This is a genomic window from Burkholderia puraquae (assembly GCF_002099195.1).
GTDB classification, from domain to species: domain Bacteria; phylum Pseudomonadota; class Gammaproteobacteria; order Burkholderiales; family Burkholderiaceae; genus Burkholderia; species Burkholderia puraquae.
Window position 1 is genome coordinate 19,370 of the sequence record NZ_NBYX01000005.1, and the last position, 19,702, is coordinate 39,071.

Annotated in this window: 14 protein-coding genes; 10 read left to right on the top strand and 4 right to left on the bottom strand. The window is 67.6% G+C overall.

Annotated elements, in window-relative coordinates; all coding sequences use genetic code 11:
* The first annotated feature begins 13 nt into the window (after nucleotides 1–13).
* On the top strand, nucleotides 14–1,429 hold the full coding sequence (locus tag B7G54_RS11490) for an MFS transporter (protein WP_085039537.1): 1,416 nt from the start codon (nucleotides 14–16) through the stop codon (nucleotides 1,427–1,429).
* 139 nt (nucleotides 1,430–1,568) lie between these two features.
* Here B7G54_RS11490 and B7G54_RS11495 read toward each other — a convergent pair whose 3' ends face one another.
* Both B7G54_RS11495 and argA read right to left on the bottom strand, forming a co-directional pair.
* The gene (locus tag B7G54_RS11495) at nucleotides 1,569–1,844 is read right to left on the bottom strand and encodes an oxidative damage protection protein (RefSeq protein ID WP_006478357.1); all 276 of its coding nucleotides are present in this window, start codon (nucleotides 1,842–1,844) and stop codon (nucleotides 1,569–1,571) included.
* A 49-nt stretch (nucleotides 1,845–1,893) separates the two neighbouring features.
* Nucleotides 1,894–3,273, bottom strand: a complete 1,380-nt coding sequence (gene argA, locus B7G54_RS11500; RefSeq protein ID WP_085039229.1) for an amino-acid N-acetyltransferase — start codon at nucleotides 3,271–3,273, stop codon at nucleotides 1,894–1,896.
* A 23-nt stretch (nucleotides 3,274–3,296) separates the two neighbouring features.
* Between argA and hrpA the strand changes: the two genes are divergently transcribed.
* From hrpA to B7G54_RS11525, 5 genes are all read left to right on the top strand, one after another.
* A complete protein-coding gene (hrpA, locus tag B7G54_RS11505; protein ID WP_085039230.1) occupies nucleotides 3,297–7,505 on the top strand; it encodes an ATP-dependent RNA helicase HrpA in 4,209 nt (1,402 codons plus the stop codon).
* A gap of 180 nt (nucleotides 7,506–7,685) precedes the next feature.
* Entirely contained in the window at nucleotides 7,686–8,675 is a 990-nt protein-coding gene (locus B7G54_RS11510; RefSeq protein ID WP_085039231.1) for a YVTN family beta-propeller repeat protein, read from the top strand.
* A 16-nt stretch (nucleotides 8,676–8,691) separates the two neighbouring features.
* The gene (locus B7G54_RS11515) at nucleotides 8,692–9,666 is read left to right on the top strand and encodes a sterol desaturase family protein (RefSeq protein WP_085039232.1); all 975 of its coding nucleotides are present in this window, start codon (nucleotides 8,692–8,694) and stop codon (nucleotides 9,664–9,666) included.
* Between the two features lie 111 nt (nucleotides 9,667–9,777).
* On the top strand, nucleotides 9,778–10,605 hold the full coding sequence (locus B7G54_RS11520; RefSeq protein ID WP_085039233.1) for an EI24 domain-containing protein: 828 nt from the start codon (nucleotides 9,778–9,780) through the stop codon (nucleotides 10,603–10,605).
* Nucleotides 10,602–11,417, top strand: coding sequence for a competence/damage-inducible protein A (locus tag B7G54_RS11525; protein WP_085039234.1), 816 nt, complete (start codon nucleotides 10,602–10,604; stop codon nucleotides 11,415–11,417). Before B7G54_RS11520 ends, B7G54_RS11525 begins: the two co-directional genes overlap by 4 nt.
* Before the next feature lie 123 nt (nucleotides 11,418–11,540).
* On the opposite strand, the gene B7G54_RS11530 is transcribed toward B7G54_RS11525, so the two are convergent.
* Nucleotides 11,541–12,005, bottom strand: a complete 465-nt coding sequence (locus B7G54_RS11530) for a rhodanese-like domain-containing protein (protein ID WP_085039235.1) — start codon at nucleotides 12,003–12,005, stop codon at nucleotides 11,541–11,543.
* Between the two features lie 406 nt (nucleotides 12,006–12,411).
* Here B7G54_RS11530 and glnA point away from each other — a divergent pair, with 406 nt between their 5' ends.
* The 4 genes from glnA (at nucleotide 12,412) to B7G54_RS11550 (ending at nucleotide 18,898) form a co-directional block, all read left to right on the top strand.
* Nucleotides 12,412–13,827 carry a type I glutamate--ammonia ligase gene (gene glnA, locus B7G54_RS11535; protein WP_085039236.1) on the top strand — a complete coding sequence of 472 codons (1,416 nt, stop codon included), beginning with the start codon at nucleotides 12,412–12,414 and terminating at the stop codon, nucleotides 13,825–13,827.
* Between the two features lie 160 nt (nucleotides 13,828–13,987).
* Nucleotides 13,988–15,130 carry a nitrogen regulation protein NR(II) gene (gene glnL / locus B7G54_RS11540; protein WP_069248373.1) on the top strand — a complete coding sequence of 381 codons (1,143 nt, stop codon included), beginning with the start codon at nucleotides 13,988–13,990 and terminating at the stop codon, nucleotides 15,128–15,130.
* A gap of 46 nt (nucleotides 15,131–15,176) precedes the next feature.
* Nucleotides 15,177–16,694: a nitrogen regulation protein NR(I) gene (ntrC, locus tag B7G54_RS11545; RefSeq protein WP_085039237.1), complete on the top strand. Its 1,518-nt coding sequence runs from the start codon at nucleotides 15,177–15,179 to the stop codon at nucleotides 16,692–16,694.
* 89 nt (nucleotides 16,695–16,783) lie between these two features.
* Nucleotides 16,784–18,898 (top strand): prolyl oligopeptidase family serine peptidase, encoded by a 2,115-nt coding sequence (locus B7G54_RS11550; protein ID WP_085039238.1) that lies wholly within the window; start codon nucleotides 16,784–16,786, stop codon nucleotides 18,896–18,898.
* A gap of 17 nt (nucleotides 18,899–18,915) precedes the next feature.
* Here the strand turns inward: B7G54_RS11550 and xth are convergent, their stop codons facing one another.
* Nucleotides 18,916–19,692 (bottom strand): exodeoxyribonuclease III, encoded by a 777-nt coding sequence (gene xth / locus B7G54_RS11555; RefSeq protein ID WP_085039239.1) that lies wholly within the window; start codon nucleotides 19,690–19,692, stop codon nucleotides 18,916–18,918.
* Between the last annotated feature and the right edge of the window lie 10 nt (nucleotides 19,693–19,702).

Below are 19,702 nucleotides of genomic sequence, written 5' to 3' on the forward strand. Positions count from 1 at the left end.
CATGGAGACATCGATGAGCCGTCCGCAATCCCCGACCGCCGCGCAGCAGCCGCGGCCCGGCCGCGCCGCCTTCGCGGCGTTCGTCGGCACCACGATCGAGTGGTACGACTTCTACATCTACGGCACGGCCGCTGCGCTCGTGTTCGGCAAGGTGTTCTTTTCGAGCACGATGGATCCCGGCGTCGCGACGCTGCTTGCGTTCGTCACGTTCTGGGCCGGCTTCGCCGCGCGGCCGCTCGGCGGCATCGTGTTCGGGCATCTCGGCGATCGTGTCGGCCGCAAGACCGCGCTCGTGATCACGCTGGTGATGATGGGGCTGGCCACGACCGGCATCGGGCTGTTGCCCGGCTACGCGCAGATCGGCGTATGGGCGCCGGCCGGCCTCGTCGTGCTGCGCGTGCTGCAGGGCATCGCGGTCGGCGGCGAGTGGGGCGGCGCGGTGCTGATCGCGAGCGAGAATGCGCCGAAGCATCGCAGCATCCTGTATGCAGCGTTCGCGCAGCAGGGCTCGCCCACCGGCAACCTGCTGGCCACGGCCGCGTTCTTCGCGCTGAGCGTGCTGCCGACCCCGTCGTTCCTGATGTGGGGCTGGCGCATTCCGTTCCTGCTGTCGGCCGTGCTCGTGATCATCGGCATGGTGATCCGGCTGAAGCTCGAGGAGTCGGCCGACATGCAGCGCGTGCTCGCGCGCAAGCGCACCGTGAAGTTGCCGCTGCGGGACGTCGTGCGCGACCACTGGGTCGTCGTGCTGCTCGCGGCCGGCACGCTGCCGGTGATCAACGTCACGTACTTCCGCAGCACGTTCGCGCTGTCGTGGGCGACCAAGGAGCTCGGCTACGCGCAGGGCACGTTTCTCGGCATCCTGTCGATCTCGCTCGTCGTGCAGTTCCTGATGCAGCCGGTCGGCGCGTGGTTCGTGTCGAAGGTCGACATGCGCCGCGCGATGTGCTGGATCCTGATTCCGGAGATCGTGCTGATGCCCGTGATGTTCCATGCGCTCGCGACGCGTTCGTACTGGGTGGCCGTTGCGGGCATGTGCATCTCGACGATTCCGTCGGCGATGTTCTATGGCGCGGTCGGCGGCGTGCTCGCGCGGGTGTTCCCGGCGAACATCCGCTACACGGGCCTGTCGCTCGCGTATCAACTGAGCGCGCTCGTCGTCGGCGGCGGCACGCCCGTGCTCGCGCAGGCGATCCTCAATGCGACCGGCAGCATCGTCGGCGTCGCGGTCGCATCGGGGATTTACGCGTTCGTGTCGCTCGCGTGCATGCTGGCGCTGCTGAATCGCACCGGGTATCGCGCGGACGAACTGTCGACGGCCGAACGCAGCGATGCTGCAGAATGGGGCACCGAAGGCGGTGGCGCGGAACCCGCGGCCGACGGGAACGCGCAGCCGGGCGACGGCGGCGCGCTGAAGCCGGCCGGTTGAGCCGTGCGCAACGCTGCCGCACGCGAGGCTGGAACGCACCGAACGCGTGTCTCCAAAAGAAAACGGCACCGTGCGAAACACGGTGCCGTTTTTCCCGGAGCACGCGGCCGGCAGGCTGCCGGCCGCGTGCATCGCGCCATCAGCCTTCCGTCGGCGGCACGTAGCCGGACGCCTGGTCGGCGCCGTCGCCGAAGAAGTACTTCTCGGTCTGCTTCATCAGGTACTGGCGCGCACGCGGGTCGGCCATGTTCAGGCGGTTTTCGTTGATCAGCATCGTCTGCTGCTTGAGCCAGCCTTGCCACGCTTCCTTCGAGACGCTCTCGTAAATGCGCTTGCCGAGTTCGCCCGGCAGCGGCGGGAAATCGAGGCCTTCGGCTTCCTTGCCGAGCTTCGCGCATTGGATCATTCGAGCCATCGTGTACTTCTCCTGTAATCGGACTGGGGGAGGGCGGGCGTGCCTGCGCTCAGAGCTGCTTCATCAGCACGAGCGACTTGCGCTGCCAGTTATAGAGTTTGCGGCGGTCTTCCGGCAGGTCGTCGACGCTGACCTTGACGAAACCGCGCTTGAGGAACCAGTGCTCGGTGCGCGTCGTGAGCACGAAGATATGCGTGAGGCCGCGCGCGCGGGCGCGCTGCTCGATGCGCTTGAGCAGGCGTTCGCCGTCGCCCGAGCCCTGCGCTTCCGGCGCGACCGTCAGGCACGCCATCTCGCCGATCTTTTCCTGCTGGTACGGATACAGCGCCGCGCAGCCGAACAGCACGCCATCGTGCTCGATCACCGAGAAGTGGTCGATGTCGCGTTCGATCTGGTGGCGGCCGCGCCGCACCAGCGTGCCGTCCGACTCGAGCGGCTCGATCAGCGACAGGATGCCGCCGACGTCGTCCGGCGTCGCTTCGCGCAGGCTCTCGAGATTCTCGTACGAGATCATCGTGCCGACGCCGTCGTGCAGGAACAGTTCGAGCAGCATGCTGCCGTCGAGCGATTGCGGGATCAGGTGGGCACGGGTCACGCCGCCGCGGCACGCGCGGATCGAGTGCTTCAGGAAGAACGCGTCGTCGCCCTGGACGTTGCCCGAATCGAGCAGCTCGGCGGCCGCGTCGAGCGACATTTCACGGACCAGCTCGCCTTCGTCGCCGACGATGCCGGGCGCCTCGGTCAGGAAGATGATCTTGTCGGCGCGCAGCGCGATCGCGGCCGCCGACGCGACGTCTTCCATCGACAGGTTGAACGCTTCGCCGGTGGGCGAGAAACCGAGCGGCGACAGCAGCACGAGCTTGCGGCTCGCGAGCGAATGACGGATCGATTCGGCGTCGATCTTGCGCACGATGCCCGTGTGCGCGAAATCGACCCCGTCGAGAATCCCCACCGGCCGTGCGGTCACGAAGTTGCCCGACACGACGCTGATGTGCGCGTGCGCCATCGGCGAGTTCGGCAGACCCTGGCTGATCGCGGCCTCGATGTCGAGACGCACTTCGCCGGCCGCTTCCTTCGCGGATTCGAGCGCGCGCGCATCGGTGATGCGCAGCCCGTGCGAAAACTCGGATTCGACACCGTGCAGGCTCAGCTGCTCCTCGACCTGCGGGCGCGAGCCGTGGACCAGCACGATCTGGATGCCCATCGCCTGCAGCAGCGCGATGTCGGACACGAGTGCGTTCAGGAGCCCCTGCTGCACCACCTCGCCGCCGAACCCCACGACGAACGTGCTGTTGCGGAACTTGTGGATATAGGGCGCGACGGAGCGCATCCAGTCGACGAACTGCGCGTGACTGGCGGCCGAATCGTCGGCGGCCGGCGTCGTCGTGGCACCGGTCTGGGCGGGAGGGAGGTCGGTTTGGGAATTCATGGCCGGGATTATAATGCGCCCCCATGTCGAATGTACCTAAAAGTCCCGCGCCGACGCGGGCCAAAGCGCCGTCGGCCCGGCACCCGGATGGTGCGGCCGATGCACGCCAGCAGCAGGGCCAGCCGCCGCGCCGGCAGCAGGAACAGCAGGCGGGCAAGCCTGCACACGCGCCGCGCGGGCCGCGCGGCGACGAACCGCGCGGCGAGGCGCGCCAGCCGGCCGCGAAGGACGCGTCCCCGGCAACGGGCGAGCGAGCACCGCGCCGCGAGCGTCCGTCGCGCGCCGTCGTCGCGCCGAACCCGGTCCCCCCGATCACGTACCCGGAAAGCCTGCCCGTGTCGGGCAAGCGCGACGAAATCGCGCGCGCGATCGCCGGTCATCAGGTTGTCATCGTCTGCGGCGAAACCGGCTCGGGCAAGACCACGCAGCTGCCGAAGATCTGTCTCGATCTCGGCCGCGGCCTCGGCGCCGGCGGCACGGGCCTGATCGGCCATACGCAGCCGCGCCGCCTCGCCGCGTCGTCCACCGGCCGCCGGATCGCCGAGGAACTCGGCACGCCGTTCGGCGAAGTGGTCGGCTACAAGGTGCGCTTTACCGACAATCTCGCGCCGGGCGCGTCCGTGAAGCTGATGACGGACGGGATCCTGCTCGCCGAGACGCAGACCGACCCGTTGCTGAAGGCGTACGACACGCTGATCATCGACGAGGCGCACGAGCGCAGCCTGAACATCGATTTCCTGCTCGGCTACCTGAAGGAAATCCTGCCGAGGCGGCCGGACCTGAAGCTGATCGTCACGTCCGCGACGATCGACGCCGATCGCTTCGCGCGCCATTTCGGCACCGACGAGCGCCCGGCGCCCGTGATCGAGGTGAGCGGGCGGCTGTATCCGGTCGAGATGCGCTATCGCCCGGTGGCCGAGGATCGTCCTGCGGTGAAGAACGCCGAAGGCACGGGCGGCCGCGACCGCGTGAAGACCGCGCGCGAGGCCGAGCGCGACCTGATGGACGCGATCGTCGACGCGGTCGACGAGCTGTGCCGCGAAGGTCCCGGCGACGTGCTGGTGTTCCTGCCCGGCGAGCGCGAGATCCGCGAAGCGGCCGAGGCGCTGCGCAAGCACCACCCGCCGCACACGGAGATCCTGCCGCTGTTCGCGCGGCTGTCGGCGGCCGACCAGGACAAGGTGTTCAAGGCGTCGAACGCGCGCCGGATCGTGCTCGCGACCAACGTGGCCGAAACCTCGCTGACGGTGCCGGGCATCCGCTACGTCGTCGATACGGGGCTCGCGCGCGTGAAGCGCTATTCGTACCGGAACAAGGTCGAGCAACTGCAGGTCGAGTCGATCTCGCAGGCGGCCGCGAACCAGCGCGCGGGCCGCTGCGGCCGCGTGGCCGACGGCGTCTGCATCCGCTTGTACGAGGAAAGCGACTACCAGGCGCGCGCGCGCTTCACCGATCCGGAAATCCTGCGCTCGTCGCTCGCGTCGGTGATCCTGCGGATGAAGTCGCTGCACCTGACCGCGATCGAATCGTTCCCGTTCCTCGAGCCGCCGCCCGGCCGCGCGATCGCGGACGGCTACCAGTTGCTCAACGAACTCGGCGCGGTCGACGACGACAACGCGCTGACGCCGCTCGGCCGCGAGCTCGCGCGGCTGCCGCTCGACCCGCGTGTCGGCCGGATGATTCTTGCCGCGCGCGACCAGCAGTCGCTGCGCGAGGTGCTGATCATCGCGAGCGCGCTGTCCGTGCAGGATCCGCGCGACCGCCCGATCGAAGCGCAGGAGCAGGCCGACCAGGCGCACCGCCGGTTCGCCGACGAGCGTTCCGAATTCCTGCAGTGGCTGAAGATCTGGGCGTGGTTCGAAGAGGCGGTCGCGCACAAGAAGTCGAATCGCCAGCTCATTGACGCGTGCCGGCAGAACTTCCTGTCGCACCTGCGGCTGCGCGAGTGGCGCGACGTCCATTCGCAGCTGCTGACGGTCGTGCGCGAGCACGGCTGGCGGCTCAACGAAGTCGAGGCGACTTACGAACAGGTCCATCTGGCCCTGTTGACCGGGCTGCTCGGCAACCTCGGCCTGAAGGCCGACGACGATCCGCACTATCTCGGCGCGCGCGGGATCAAGTTCTACCTGTGGCCGGGCTCCGTGCTCGCGAAGAAGGCCGGCCGCTGGGTGATGGCGGCCGAGCTCGTCGAGACGAGCCGGCTGTACGCGCGCTGCCTCGCGAAGATCGAGCCCGAATGGGTCGAGAAGATCGGCGCGCACCTGCTGAAGAAATCGCTGTCGGAGCCGCACTGGGAAAAGCGCCCGGCGCAGGTCAGCGCGTACGAGCGCGCGACGCTGTACGGGCTGCCGATCTACCACCGCCGGCGCGTCGCGTTCGGCAAGCAGGATCCGTCGCGGGCGCGCGAGCTGTTCATCCGCGGCGCGCTGGTCGATGGCGAGTTCGACACGAAGCTCGCGTTCTTCGCGCACAACCGCAAGCTGCTCGCCGACATCGAGCAGCTCGAGCACAAGTCGCGCCGCCAGGACGTGCTGGTCGACGACGAGCTGATCTACGCGTACTACGACCAGGCGATCCCGGAAGGGATCCACACGGGCGCGGCATTCGAGCGCTGGTATCGCGACGAGGTGAAGAAGGGTGGCCAGGCGGAGGACAAGCAGCGCCTGCTGTACCTGTCGCGCGACGACCTGATGCGCCACGAGGCAGCCGGCGTGACGACTGAGCTGTTCCCGAAGCGCGCGACGATGGCCGGCGTCGAGATGGCGCTCACGTACCACTTCGAGCCCGGCACGCCGCGCGACGGCGTGACGCTCGCGGTGCCGCTGTACGCGCTGAACCAGGTCGATGCACGCCGCTGCGAGTGGCTCGTGCCGGGGATGCTGAAGGAAAAGGTGCAGTTGCTGCTGAAGTCGCTGCCGCAGAAGCTGCGCCGGCATTGCGTGCCGCTGCCCGAGTATGCGGCCGGCTTCATCGAGCGGATGGGCCGCGAGCGCTTCGGCGCGGGCGGGCTCGTCGAGGCGCTGATTGCCGACGTGCGCGGCGAGACGCAGGTCGCGATGAAGACGGCCGACTTCAAGCTCGAGACGCTGCCCGCCCATCTGTTCATGAATTTCAAGGTGATCGACGAGCACGGCCGCCAGCTCGCGATGGGGCGCAATCTCGCGCAGCTTCGCCAGGAGCTGGGCGCGCAGGCGCAGCAGCAGTTCCAGAAGATCGCGGCGGCGTCGACGATCGCGGCCGGCGGCGATGCCGATGCCGGCCAGGCAACCAGCCAGGCGCCGGCGACGATTGCCGCGCCCGGTGCTGCCGGTCGCGGCGCGAAGGCCGGCAAGGGCGCGGCCCCGCAGACGGCCGCTCCGGCGGAAGCCGGCGCGACGGCGCTGTACGAGAACCTGACGACGTGGAATTTCGGCAAGCTGCCCGAGCTGCTGGAGATCCGCCGGCGCGGCCAGACGCTGTACGGCTACCCGGCGCTCGTCGATCGCGGCACGCATTGCGACGTCGAGGTGTTCGATTCGCCGGAGGAGGCGGCGCGCATCCACCGGGCCGGCCTGCGGCGGCTGTTCGCGCTGCAGCTGAAGGAGCCGATCAAGTTCCTCGAGAAGAACCTGCCGGGCCTGCGCGAGATGGCGATGCAGTACATGTCGCTCGGCACGCAGGACGAGCTGCGCGACCAGCTGATCGACACGGCGCTCGACCGCGCGTGCCTGCAGGACCCGCTGCCCGACGACGACGCGAGCTTCCACGCGCGCCGTGACGAGGGCCGGAGCCGCCTGAACCTGCTCGCGCAGGAAATCGCGCGGCTGGTCGGCCAGATCCTGGCCGAATACGCAGGGCTCGTGAAGAAGCTCGCGCAGGCGAAGCCGTTCGCGCAGGCGCATGCGGACTTGCAGCAGCAGCTCGCCGCGCTGGTCGGCAAGCGCTTCGTGATCGATACGCCTTACGCGCAGCTTGCTCACTTCCCGCGCTACCTGAAGGGCATCGCGCTGCGGATCGACAAGCTGAAGGCCGATCCGGCGCGCGACGCGAAGCAGTCGGCCGACTTGTTGCCGCTCGCCCAGCAGTACCAGCGCGCGGTGTCGCAGCGCGGCGGTGTCGCCGACGCGCGGCTCGCGGAATTCCGCTGGTTGCTCGAGGAACTGCGGATTTCGCTGTTCGCGCAGGAACTGCGCACGCCGATGCCTGTCTCTGTCAAGCGTCTGCACAAGGTCTGGGAGTCGATGCAGCGCTAGCGCAACATCGGTTTCCCGGGCCCGCACCGGCGGCCGGCCCCGGCCGGCCGCGCGGCGCCTGCCGCGCCGGCCGACCGGGCCGCCGCGGCGTGCGTCGAAGTGGCGCAATGCCGGCTTGCGTCAACCGGCCGGGCCGGTTGAACGTTTTACAATGACGGTTGTTCCACGACGTGAGTCTTCATGCCCACTTTCCTCTCCCTCGGCCGCACGCTCGCGCTGGCCGCCGCCGTGCTGGCGCCCGCCGCACACGCGAATAACGTGATCGTCCTCAATTCGGCCGAAGCGACGCTTTCCCTGATCGACCAGCAGACCCGCGAGGTCGTCGGCACGATGCCGACCGGCAAGGAACCGCACCACCTGATGGCGACGCCCGACAATTCGTCGCTGATCGTCGCAAATTCGGTCTCGAACAGCCTGATGTTCCTCGATCCGAAGACGGGCAAGCTGCAGCACACCGTCGAAGGGATCGACGATCCTTACCAGCTCGGCTTCTCGCCCGACCGCAAGTGGTTCGCGGCCGCCGGCCTGCGCCTCGACCGCGTCGACATCTACGGTTACGACGGCCGCGACCTGAAGCTCGTGAAGCGCGTGCCGCTCGCGGTGATGCCGAGCCACCTCGCGTTCACGAAGGACAACAAGACGCTGCTCGTGTCGCTGCAGGTCTCCGGCGAGATCGCGGCAATCGACCTGCCGACGCAGACGGTCAAGTGGAAGATGAAGGTCGGCAAGGTGCCGGCCGGCCTGTGGCTCACGCCTGACGACAAGTACCTGCTCGTCGGGATGACCGGCGCGGATTACGTCGCGGTGGTCGACTGGCGCAACCAGAAGGTCGTCAAGCAGATCTACACCGGCAAGGGCGCACACAACTTCCGCTCGCTCGCCGACGGCACGCACGTCGCGGTGACGAACCGGGTCGCGAACACGATCAGCATCATCGACGAGAACACGCTCACCAACGTCGGCGACATCACCGGCCTGCTGCCGGGCCCCGACGACATGGAACTGTCCGCCGACAAGAAGACGCTGTGGGTGACGTTCCGCTTCGCGAAGAAGGTCGGGATCATCGACCTGGCGTCGCGCAAGCTGGTGCAGACGATCGCCGTCGGCCGTTCGCCGCACGGCATCTACTTCTACGACCGCGCGCCGTGGCGCGCCGCGAACGGCGCGTAACGGGCGGGGGAGAACGATGCTGCACCTGATCGATGCGTTCGTATCGGACATCCAGACCTGGCTGTACGTCGACGTCGTGCAGCCGCTCCTCTTCAAGTTCAACCTGATGGACTATGACGAGGACACCTACGACGCGCTGTACTGGGTGATCGTCGGCGCGCTGCAGATGGTGCTGATGTTCGTGCTCCTGCGCCCGCTCGAGGCGCTCGCGCCCGTCGAGCGCTGGACGAACCGCCGTGCCGTGCGGGTCGACGTGATCTATACGGCGATTGCGAAGCTCGGCATCTATTCGGTGTTCTTCTTCTTCGCGCTGCAGCCGGTATTCGACAACTTCCAGGCATGGCTGCGGCTGCATGGCATCGCGAACGTCAACCTCGACTACCTGTGGCCGGGCGTGACCTCGAAGCCGATCGTCGCGTTCGCGATCTATCTCGTCGTGCTCGATTTCGCCGGCTACTGGTATCACCGCTGGCAGCACAAGTTCGGCATCTGGTGGGAGCTGCATGCCGTGCATCACAGCCAGCGCCAGATGTCGCTGTGGTGCGACGACCGCAACCACGTGCTCGACGACGTGATCCAGTCGTGCTTCTTCGCAGCGATCGCGCTCGTGATCGGCGTGACGCCGTCGCAGTTCGTCGTGCTGACCGCGTTCACCAACTTCATGCAGAGCATTCAGCACACGAATGCGCGGCTGTCGTTCGGCTGGCTCGGCGAGCGCCTGTTCGTGAGCCCGATCTTCCACCGTCGCCACCACGCGGTCGGCTATGGCCACGAAGGCACGAAGTACGGCTGCAACTTCGGCGTGCTGTTCCCGTGGTGGGACATGATGTTCGGCACCGCGTCGTGGAACCGCACGGTCGAGCCGACCGGCATCCGCGACCAGGTCGAGGGCGTGTCCTACGGTGAAGGTTTCTGGGCGCAGCACGGTCTCGCGTTCGTACGGATCTTCCGGCGCCTGTTCCCCGCCAAGCGCGGCGCGGCGTCGGCCTGATCCGGCCATTCCCGCATTGAGCGGCTCTCCCACGCGGCCCGCATGTGCTTTGGCGCATGCGGGCCGCGTGGTTTATCCTTTCCCCGTTTTTCTCCGTCGATACAGGCTCGCATGAACGACTTGCTGCGTTCCTTCGTCCGGGCATTGGCGAGTGCTCTGCATCCGCGCATGCTCTGGCTCACCCTGATGCCGTTTCTCGTGTCGGCCGTCCTGTGGGGCGTCGTGCTGTGGTTCTCGTGGCAGACGCTGCTGGACCTCGCACGCGGCGCGCTCGACGGCTTCGTGCTGACGGCCGCGCTGTATCGCGCGTTCGACGCGATCGGCATGTCGCAGCTGCATGCGGTCGTCGCGCCGTTCGTGGTGGTGTCGCTCGCGATCCCGCTGATCGTGCTGACCGTGCTGCTGCTGATCGCGACGATTTCGATGCCGGTCGTGATCAAGCACCTGTCGAACCGGCAGTTCGCGGCGCTCGAGCCGAAGCGGGGTGGCACCTTCTTCGGCAGCGTGTTCAATTCGCTGTGGGCGGCGCTGGCCGGTGTCGTCGTGCTGGTCGTCACGATCCCGCTGTGGCTGATTCCGCCGTTCTTCGCGCTGCTGCCGCCCGTGATCTGGGGCTGGCTCACGTACCGCGTGATGACCTACGACGCGCTCGCGCTGCATGCGAGCCGCGATGAGCGCCGGGCGCTCGTGCGGCAGCACCGCTGGCCGCTGATCGGCATCGGCGTCGCGACCGGGCTGCTCGGCACCGTGCCGACCTTCGTGTGGGTATCGTCGGTCTGGATGATGGTGCTGTTTCCGTTTGTCGCGGCGGCCATGATCTGGGTTTACGCTTTCATCCTCGTCTTCTCGGCGCTGTGGTTCGGGCATTACTGCCTGCGCGCGCTGGAGGACCTGCGTGCGAGTTCGCGCGCCACCGCAATCGACATGGGGCAGGCATGAGCATCGGCATCATCATCATCGGCGACGAAATCCTTTCGGGCCGCCGGCAGGACAAGCATCTGGCGAAGGTCGTCGAGCTGCTCGGCGCGCGCGGCCTCGCGCTCGACTGGGCCGAATACGTCGGCGACGATCCGGCGCGCATCACGGCGACTCTCGCACGCGCGATCGCGTCGGGCGACATCGTGTTCTCGACGGGCGGGATCGGCGCGACGCCGGACGACCATACGCGCCAGTGCGCGGCCGCCGCGCTCGGCGTGCCGCTCGCGCTGCATCCGGAAGCGAAGGTGCTGATTGCGGAGCGGATCCGCGAAACGCACACCGATCCGGCCACGCCGGTCGACTTCGATTCGCCGGAGAACCAGCACCGCTTCAACATGGGCGTGTTCCCGGTGGGCGCGACGATCATCCCGAACGGCTACAACCGGATTCCCGGTTTCTCGGTCGGCGACCTGCACTTCGTGCCGGGCTTTCCGGTAATGGCGTGGCCGATGATCGAATGGGTGCTCGATACGAAGTACGCGCACCTGCATCACGCGACGCCGCATGCGGAACGCTCGCTTTACGTGTTCGAACTGCCGGAATCGACGCTCACGCCGCTGATGGAGCGCATCGAGCGCGATTTCCCGGGCGTGCGCGTGTTCAGCCTGCCGAGCGTCGGCGATGCGGAGCGCGGCGGGATCTACGCGCGCCGTCACATCGACCTCGGCGTGAAGGGCGAGCCGGAAGCGGTCGCGGCCGCGTACGTGAAGCTGCGCGAAGGCGTGCACTTGCTCGGCGGCGATGTCGTCGAGCCCGATACGCCGCGCGCCTGAGCGGCCCCTCGGCCTCTCGACCGGCCGCACAAAAGCCACGGGCCGCGCAATGCGGCCCGTCATCGGCATGTCATCGCCCGGCTCGACGATGAGGTTGTCGTCACCGGCGGGCGCGGCGCGCCGTCAGGCGCCGATCCACGGCAGTTTCCGGAAGCACCAGCCGTCGACCGTCTTGCGGTGGCCTTCGGCGTCCTTCGCGCCCTCGAAGCCTTCGAGCAGGTCGAACGCCTTCGTGAAGCCGGCCTGCGTGGAGGCGACCGCGGCGAGCTTCGAGCGCGCGGCGCTGCGGCACAGGAACAGGATGGGCGTATCGGCCGGGAGGGCCGCCTTCAGTTCGTTGACGAATTCGGCGTTCGGCACGCCGCCCGGATAGCGCGTCCATTCGAGGTGCAGGTACTGGCCGTCGCCGACGAGCGGGCGGCCGATCCAGTCGAGTTCGGCGCGGGTGCGCACGTCGACGAGGCGCGCCGACGGATCGAGCTGCAGCAGTTCGAAGGCCTCGGCCGGCAGCAGCGCCCCGGCATAGTTCAGCGCGCCTTGTGCGCGGCGTTCGTCGGCCTTCGTGTAAAGCTGGTCGAGCGTACTCATGGCAGGGAGTCTCCTATCGGTCAAACGAACATTCTAGCGCGGCGTCGCGGCACGGATGGTCGTGTGAGGGACGGTGCGCGCACCACACACGCGCTCACCAAAAGCGTGCAGAATGGCGCGAATGCACCAGAATGATGCTGTCGGTGCGGTGTGCTGCGGCGATTGCACCATCGAGGTGCTTCCGGTCGGTGGGCGGTGCGGAGCCGAGCCCCGGAATTGCGCAGCACAGCCCCGTCGCGACGAGCGCTGGCGCGATTCGCGCCAGTCATGCGCATAGGTGGCACGGAAGCTGCTATATAGAATTCGGTCGAATCGGGGCGCGCTGCGCCAAAGCAAGACCCCGGTCAGCTCGATAAACGAGGCGGTTCCCAGTCCGCCGGAATTGTTCTAATCAGGAGAAGAGGTTATGAGTAAAACCGTCGCCGACGTCATGCAACTCGTGAAGGACGAGGACTGCAAGTTTGTCGATTTCCGCTTCACGGACACGCGCGGCAAGGAACAGCACGTGTCGGTGCCGGTTTCGGCGTTCGACGAAGACAAGTTCGAAAGCGGTCATGCATTCGACGGTTCGTCGATCGCGGGCTGGAAGGGCATCGAGGCGTCGGACATGCTGCTCATGCCGGACCCGAACGCAGCGTTCGTCGACCCGTTCTACGAAGAGTCGACCCTCGTGCTGACCTGCGACGTGGTCGAGCCGGCCGACGGCAAGGGCTACGAGCGCGATCCGCGCTCGCTCGCGAAGCGCGCCGAAGCGTACCTGAAGAGCACGGGCATCGGCGACACGGCTTACTTCGGTCCGGAACCGGAATTCTTCATTTTCGACTCGGTCCAGTGGAACACGGACATGTCGGGCTGCTTCGTGAAGATCAACTCGGAAGAAGCGCCGTGGTCTTCGGCCAAGGAATTCGAAGGCGGCAACACGGGCCACCGTCCGGGCACGAAGGGCGGCTACTTCCCGGTCGCACCGGTCGACACGTTCCAGGACATGCGTTCGGAAATGTGCCTGCTGCTCGAACAGCTCGGCATTCCGGTCGAAGTGCACCACCACGAAGTGGCGGGCCAGGGCCAGAACGAAATCGGCACGAAGTTCTCGACGCTGGTTCAGCGCGCCGACTGGACGCAATGGTCGAAGTACATCATCCATAACGTCGCGCACTCGTACGGCAAGACGGCGACGTTCATGCCGAAGCCGGTCGTCGGCGACAACGGTTCGGGCATGCACGTTCACCAGTCGATCTGGAAGGACGGCCAGAACCTGTTCGCGGGCAACGGCTACGCCGGCCTGTCGGAACTGGCGCTGTTCTACATCGGCGGCATCATCAAGCACGCCCGTGCGCTGAACGCGATCACGAACCCGACGACGAACTCGTACAAGCGTCTGGTTCCGCACTTCGAAGCACCGGTCAAGCTCGCTTACTCGGCGCGTAACCGTTCGGCATCGATCCGCATTCCGCACGTGTCGAACCCGAAGGGCCGCCGTATCGAAACGCGCTTCCCGGATCCGATGGCGAACCCGTACCTGCTGTTCTCGGCACTGATGATGGCGGGCCTCGACGGGATCCAGAACAAGATCCATCCGGGCGAAGCTGCGGACAAGAACCTGTACGACCTGCCGCCGGAAGAGGATGCGAAGATCCCGACCGTCTGCGCAGGCCTCGACCAGGCACTGGAAGCGCTCGACAAGGATCGCGAGTTCCTGACCCGTGGCGGCGTGTTCACGGACAGCATGCTCGATGCATACCTCGCGCTGAAGGAGCAGGAGCTGGCGAAGTTCCGCATGACGACGCACCCGATCGAGTTCGAGATGTACTACTCGCTCTAATCGGCGATGGCGCTTCGATTCAGCGCCGTCATGCCGGTTCGTTCCCGTCGCGCGGCCCGCGGCGGGAACAGCGGAGTCTGAAAGGGGCGGCGTCCAGCCGTCCCTTTTTTGTTCCGACGATTTTCATTTTCTGGCCCGGTGAGGCGCGACAAGCACGCAGATGGTTCTGAAGAATCTGATCAAGGCGAGAACGGGGCAGCCCGAGCGACTGACGGACGACGAGCGGCTCGCACGCTCGGGCCTGCTGGCGGGGCTGGAAGCACTGCCGACGGTCGTGATCGTGCTCGACCGCAAGACGCTGCGGATCGCGTTCGCGAACCCGTCCGCGGAGGCGATGCTCGACATCTCGCGCCGGCAGCTCGCGCAGCGGCCGTGGGGCGAGATTTTTCCGAACGCGAACGAGCTTGCATCGACGATCACCGCGATCGGCGAGGAACGCTTTCACGCGACGCACCTCGATACCGTGCTCGACCGGCCCGGCCGCGAACCGCTGCACGTGCATGCGATCGTCGGCTTCCTCGAGACCGCGCCCGATTTCGTGCTCGTCGAGCTGTTCGAGAACGAGCGGCAGTCGCGTACCGATCGCGAGGAGCGCATCCACGACCTGACCGCGGTCAACAAGCAGTTGATCCGCAACCTCGCGCACGAGATCAAGAACCCGCTCGGCGGCATTCGCGGCGCAGCCCAGTTGCTCGAATTCGAGCTCGGCGAGCGCGAACGCGGCGAGTTGCGCGAATACACGCAGGTGATCATCAAGGAGTCCGACCGCCTGCAGACGCTCGTCGACCGGTTGCTGGAGCCGCACCGGCATCCGCACATCGTCGGCGACGTGAACATTCATGAAGTGTGCGAGCGCGTGCGCGCGGTGATGCTCGCGGAATTCCCGCGCGGGCTCACGATCGAGCGCGACTACGACGTGAGCGTGCCGGACCTGCGCGGCGACAAGGAGCAACTGATCCAGGCGCTGCTCAACATCGTGCGCAACGCCGCGCAGGCGCTGCGCGAACGGATCGCGCAGGGCGACGCGAAGATCGAGCTGCGCACGCGCATCGCGCGCAAGGTGACGATCGCGAAGCGCCTGTACCGGCTGGCACTGGACTTGCACGTGATCGACAACGGGCCCGGCATTCCGGAAGAAATCCGCGACCGGATCTTCTACCCGCTCGTGTCCGGGCGCGACGACGGCAGCGGCCTCGGCCTCACGCTCGCGCAGACGTTCGTGCAGCAGCACGACGGGATGATCGAGGTCGAAAGCCGGCCCGGACGTACCGAATTTCAGATCCTGCTGCCGCTCGACCATTGAGCGGCGGCATGGCGATTCACCAGATTTACCAATATCTGACCGACCTATGAAGCCGATCTGGATAGTAGACGACGACCAATCGATCCGCTGGGTGCTCGAAAAGGCGCTCGCCCGCGACAGCTTCGCGACGAAGAGCTTCGCGAACGTGCGTGACGCGCTGGCCGCGCTCGACCACGAGACACCGCAGGTGCTCGTATCCGACATCCGGATGCCGGGCGGCTCGGGCCTCGAGTTGCTGCAGGCGATGCACGAGCGCCTGCCGGGCCTGCCCGTCATCATCATGACGGCATTCTCCGATCTCGACAGTGCCGTCGCGGCGTTCCAGGGCGGCGCGTTCGAATATCTCGCGAAGCCGTTCGACGTCGACAAGGCGGTCGAGCTGATTCGCCGCGCGGTCGAGGAAAGCCTGCGCGGCGGCGCGCCGCAGGACGAGCGCGTGGCCGAGGCGCCCGAGATGCTCGGCCAGGCGCCCGCGATGCAGGACATGTTCCGTGCGATCGGCCGCCTGTCGCACTCGGCCGCGACCGTGCTGATCACCGGCGAATCGGGCACCGGCAAGGAGCTCGTCGCGCGTGCGCTGCACCGTCACAGCCCGCGCGCGAACGGGCCCTTCATCGCGCTGAACACGGCGGCGATTCCGAAGGACCTGCTCGAATCCGAACTGTTCGGCCATGAGCGCGGCGCGTTCACCGGCGCGCAGACGACGCGGCAGGGCCGCTTCGAGCAGGCCGAGAACGGCACGTTGTTCCTCGACGAAATCGGCGACATGCCGTTCGACCTGCAGACGCGCCTGTTGCGCGTGCTGTCGGACGGGCAGTTCTACCGCGTTGGCGGGCACAACCCGCTGCGTGCGAACGTGCGCGTGATCGCCGCGACGCACCAGAATCTCGAATCGCGCGTGCGGCAGGGGCTGTTCCGCGAGGACCTTTACCACCGGCTCAATGTGATCCGGCTGCGCCTGCCGCCGCTGCGCGAACGCAGCGAGGACATTGCGCTGCTCACGCGCCACTTCCTGCAGAAGAGCGCGCGCGATCTCGGCGTCGAGCCGAAGCGCGTGTCCGACGATGCGCTGGCTTACCTCTCGTCGCTGGCGTTTCCCGGCAACGTGCGCCAGCTCGAGAACCTCGCGAACTGGCTGACCGTGATGGCACCCGCACAGACGGTCGAGATCAAGGACCTGCCGCCCGACCTCGTGCCGTCCGGTGCGCCGGTCGGCACGACGGGCGACGGCGCGGATGCGCACGGCAGCGGTGCCGATGCGGCGCTCGCGCAACCGGCGTTCGGTACGGCGCCGGCGGCGCCCGCGCCCGTTGCGGCCGCACCGAACGGCGGCGCGCCGGCTGGCTATCCGATCTGGGAGCACGGCCTGCGCACCGAGGTTGCGCGGCTGTTACGCGAGAACTCGGCCGACGTGATGGACGAGCTCGCACGCCGCTTCGAGGCGGCCGTGATCCGCGAGGCGCTCGACTTCACGCGCGGCCGCAAGGTCGAGGCTGCGGAGCGTCTCGGCATCGGCCGCAACACGATCACACGCAAGATCCAGGAACTCCATCTGGAGCCCTGAGCACGATTTGCGGCATGCGCAGGCATCGCGCATGCCGCGATCGGACATAATCGCGGTTTGCACGCAGCTTGCCATTCCGCCAATCCGCAATGTCCGATTCTTTCCGCTGGCCCGCCGGGGCCGACCCGTTCCGTTTCCTCGAAGCGCTCGACAGCAAGCGCGCCCGCACGTGGGTCGACGAGCAAAATGCGCGCACGCGCGCCGCACTGCGTGACGACGACGCGTATCGCGCACTGACGGCGCGCCTTGCCAAAGCGTACCTGCCGCGCGAGCGCCCGGTGATTCCAACCCGCTGGCGCGACTGGGCCTATGACCTGTGGCAGGACGATCTCCATCCGAAGGGGCTGTGGCGCCGCACGCGCTGGGACGACTGGCGCGCGGGAAAACCGGCGTGGGACACGCTGCTCGACGTCGACGCGCTCGGTGCGGAGGAGGGCGAGTCGTGGGTGTTCGAGCAGGACGCGATCCTGTACCCGGACGGCGATCGCGCGTTGCTGTCGCTGTCGCCGGGCGGTGCCGACGCGGTCGTCGTGCGCGAATTCGATCTCGTCGAACGGCGGTTCGTCGACGGCGGCTTCACGATCGACGAGCCGGGGCATCACACGGTCGGCTGGATCGATCGCGATACCGTCTACGTGAGCTGGGATCGCGGCGACGCACATGCGACCGCGGCCGGCTATCCGTACGAAGCGCGGCGCTGGGTGCGCGGCACGGCGCTCGCCGATGCGCCCGTCGTCTTCAGCGGCGAACCCGACGACATCAGCGCGGGCGCGGGGTTCGATCCGATCGACAACCGCCACGTCGCGTGGCGCAGCGTCGACTTTTTCGATGCGCATGCGTACCGGCTGACGGAAGCGGGCGAGTGGGCGCGCTACGACGTGCCGACCCATGTCGAGGTCGGGTTCTGGGAAGGCTGGCTCGTGCTGGAACCGCGCCTCGACTGGGATTGCGACGGCGTGCGCCATGCGGGCGGCTCGCTGCTCGCGATCCGCGAGCAGGCGTTCCTGGCCGGGTCGCGCGAACTCACGACGCTGTTCGCGCCGCAACCGTCGACGTCTGCGTGCACGTGGACGCACACGCGCACGACGCTGATTGCAAGCTGGCTCGACGACGTGCACAACCGCACGATGCTGTGGCAGCCGCGGCAGGCCGACGACGGCACGTGGGCCTGGGACGCGCGGCCGTTCGAGTGGCCGGGGCCGGGCGACGCGCAGATCGACGTCGAGCCCGTCGAGGCGACGCTGAACGACGAGATTTACGTGGACGTCGACACCTGTCTCGATCCGCCCGAATGCTGGCTGGCCGATCTTGCGGACCGCGCGGACGATGCGCCGTCGCGCCGTGTGCTGCTCGACCGGCCGCCGGTGCAGTTCGACGCGGCCGGGCTTGTCGTGCGCCGCGCGAGCGCGCGCTCGAAGGACGGCACGATGGTGCCGTACACGCTGATCGGGCCGCGCGATGCGCTCGACGTGACCGATGGCGCCCCACGTGTCGCGCGGCCGTGTTTGCTGTCGGGCTATGGCGGGTTTGCGATTCCGAACCTGCCGGGCTATAGCGATGCGTTCGGTATCGGGTGGCTCGAGCGTGGCGGCGTGATGGCGTTCGCGCACATTCGCGGCGGCGGCGAGTTCGGGCCGCGCTGGCACGTCGATGCGCAGCGCGAACACCGCCAGCGCTCATTCGACGATTTCATCGCGGTGGCCGAGGATCTGGCCGCGACCGGCGTGACGACCGCCGCGCAGCTCGGCATCGAGGGGGGCAGCAACGGCGGCCTGCTGGTCGCCGCGTGCATGGTGCAGCGGCCGGAGCTGTTCGGCGCGGTGCTCTGCCGCGTACCGCTGCTCGACATGCGGCGCTATCCGAAGCTGCACGCGGGTGCTGCGTGGCTCGACGAATACGGCGACCCGGACGATCCGCACGAAGGCGCGGCGCTGGCCGCGTACTCGCCGTATCACCGCGTGCGCGAAGGCGTCGCGTATCCGCCGCTGCTGCTGACGACGTCGACGCGCGACGATCGTGTACATCCCGCGCATGCGCGCAAGATGGCCGCACGCATGCATGCGCTCGGTCACGAACGGGTGTGGTACTGGGAGAACACTGACGGCGGCCACGGCAGCGCCGACGATCTGGAACGCGCGGAAGCCGATGCGGCCGAATTCGGGTTCCTGTGGGCCCATCTCGGGCCGGCGCCCGCGCGGCAATGAGCGCGCGGGCTGCCCGATCAGCCGACGACCGCGACGACGGGCGTGTGGTCGGACGGCTGTTCCCACGTGCGCGGCGTGCGGTCGACTTCGCATGACGTACAGGTTTCGGCGAGCGCCGGCGACAGCAGCACGTGGTCGATGCGCAGCCCCGCGTTGCGGCGAAACGCCATCATCCGGTAGTCCCACCACGTGAAGGTTTTCTCGGGCTGTTCGAAGCGGCGGAACGCGTCGACGAAGCCGAGCTCGATCAGTTGCGTGAAGTGCGCGCGCTCCTGCGGCGACACGAGGTTCTGGCCTTCCCATTTCGCGGGGTCGTGCACGTCGCGGTCTTCCGGCGCGATGTTGTAGTCGCCGAGCAGCGCGAGCTTCGGGTGGCGCTGCAGTTCGGTGCGCAGCCATGCCTGCAGCGCGTCGAGCCATTGCATCTTGTAGACGAACTTGTCGGAGTCGAGCGCCTGGCCGTTCGGGAAATAGGCGGACACGATGCGCACGCCGTCGACCGTCGCGGCGACCACGCGCTGCTGCGGATCGTCGAAGCCGGGGATGTTGCGCACGATGTCCGATTCGTCGACGGACAGCGTGTCACGCACGAGGATCGCGACACCGTTGTAGGTCTTCTGGCCCGTGAACCAGCTGCGGTAGCCGGCGGCTTCAAGCTCGGCGCGCGGGAATTTCTCGTCCGGCAGTTTCAGTTCCTGCAGGCACAGCACGTCGGTTCCGCTTTGCGCGAGCCAGTCGAGCACGTGCTGCTTGCGGACGTTGAGCGAGTTGACGTTCCAGGTGGCGATTTTCATGAACGGAGGT

Bases quoted from the DNA above. Each gene is read 5' to 3' on its own strand.
- B7G54_RS11520 (WP_085039233.1), top strand. From the start codon at position 9,778: ATGAACGACTTGCTGCGTTCCTTCGTCCGGGCATTGGCGAGTGCTCTG.
- glnA (WP_085039236.1), top strand. From the start codon at position 12,412: ATGAGTAAAACCGTCGCCGACGTCATGCAACTCGTGAAGGACGAGGAC.
- B7G54_RS11490 (WP_085039537.1), top strand. From the start codon at position 14: ATGAGCCGTCCGCAATCCCCGACCGCCGCGCAGCAGCCGCGGCCCGGC.
- ntrC (WP_085039237.1), top strand. From the start codon at position 15,177: ATGAAGCCGATCTGGATAGTAGACGACGACCAATCGATCCGCTGGGTG.
- B7G54_RS11515 (WP_085039232.1), top strand. From the start codon at position 8,692: ATGCTGCACCTGATCGATGCGTTCGTATCGGACATCCAGACCTGGCTG.
- B7G54_RS11510 (WP_085039231.1), top strand. From the start codon at position 7,686: ATGCCCACTTTCCTCTCCCTCGGCCGCACGCTCGCGCTGGCCGCCGCC.
- argA (WP_085039229.1), bottom strand. From the start codon at position 3,273: ATGAATTCCCAAACCGACCTCCCTCCCGCCCAGACCGGTGCCACGACG.
- B7G54_RS11495 (WP_006478357.1), bottom strand. From the start codon at position 1,844: ATGGCTCGAATGATCCAATGCGCGAAGCTCGGCAAGGAAGCCGAAGGC.
- glnL (WP_069248373.1), top strand. From the start codon at position 13,988: ATGGTTCTGAAGAATCTGATCAAGGCGAGAACGGGGCAGCCCGAGCGA.
- hrpA (WP_085039230.1), top strand. From the start codon at position 3,297: ATGTCGAATGTACCTAAAAGTCCCGCGCCGACGCGGGCCAAAGCGCCG.
- xth (WP_085039239.1), bottom strand. From the start codon at position 19,692: ATGAAAATCGCCACCTGGAACGTCAACTCGCTCAACGTCCGCAAGCAG.
- B7G54_RS11530 (WP_085039235.1), bottom strand. From the start codon at position 12,005: ATGAGTACGCTCGACCAGCTTTACACGAAGGCCGACGAACGCCGCGCA.
- B7G54_RS11525 (WP_085039234.1), top strand. From the start codon at position 10,602: ATGAGCATCGGCATCATCATCATCGGCGACGAAATCCTTTCGGGCCGC.
- B7G54_RS11550 (WP_085039238.1), top strand. From the start codon at position 16,784: ATGTCCGATTCTTTCCGCTGGCCCGCCGGGGCCGACCCGTTCCGTTTC.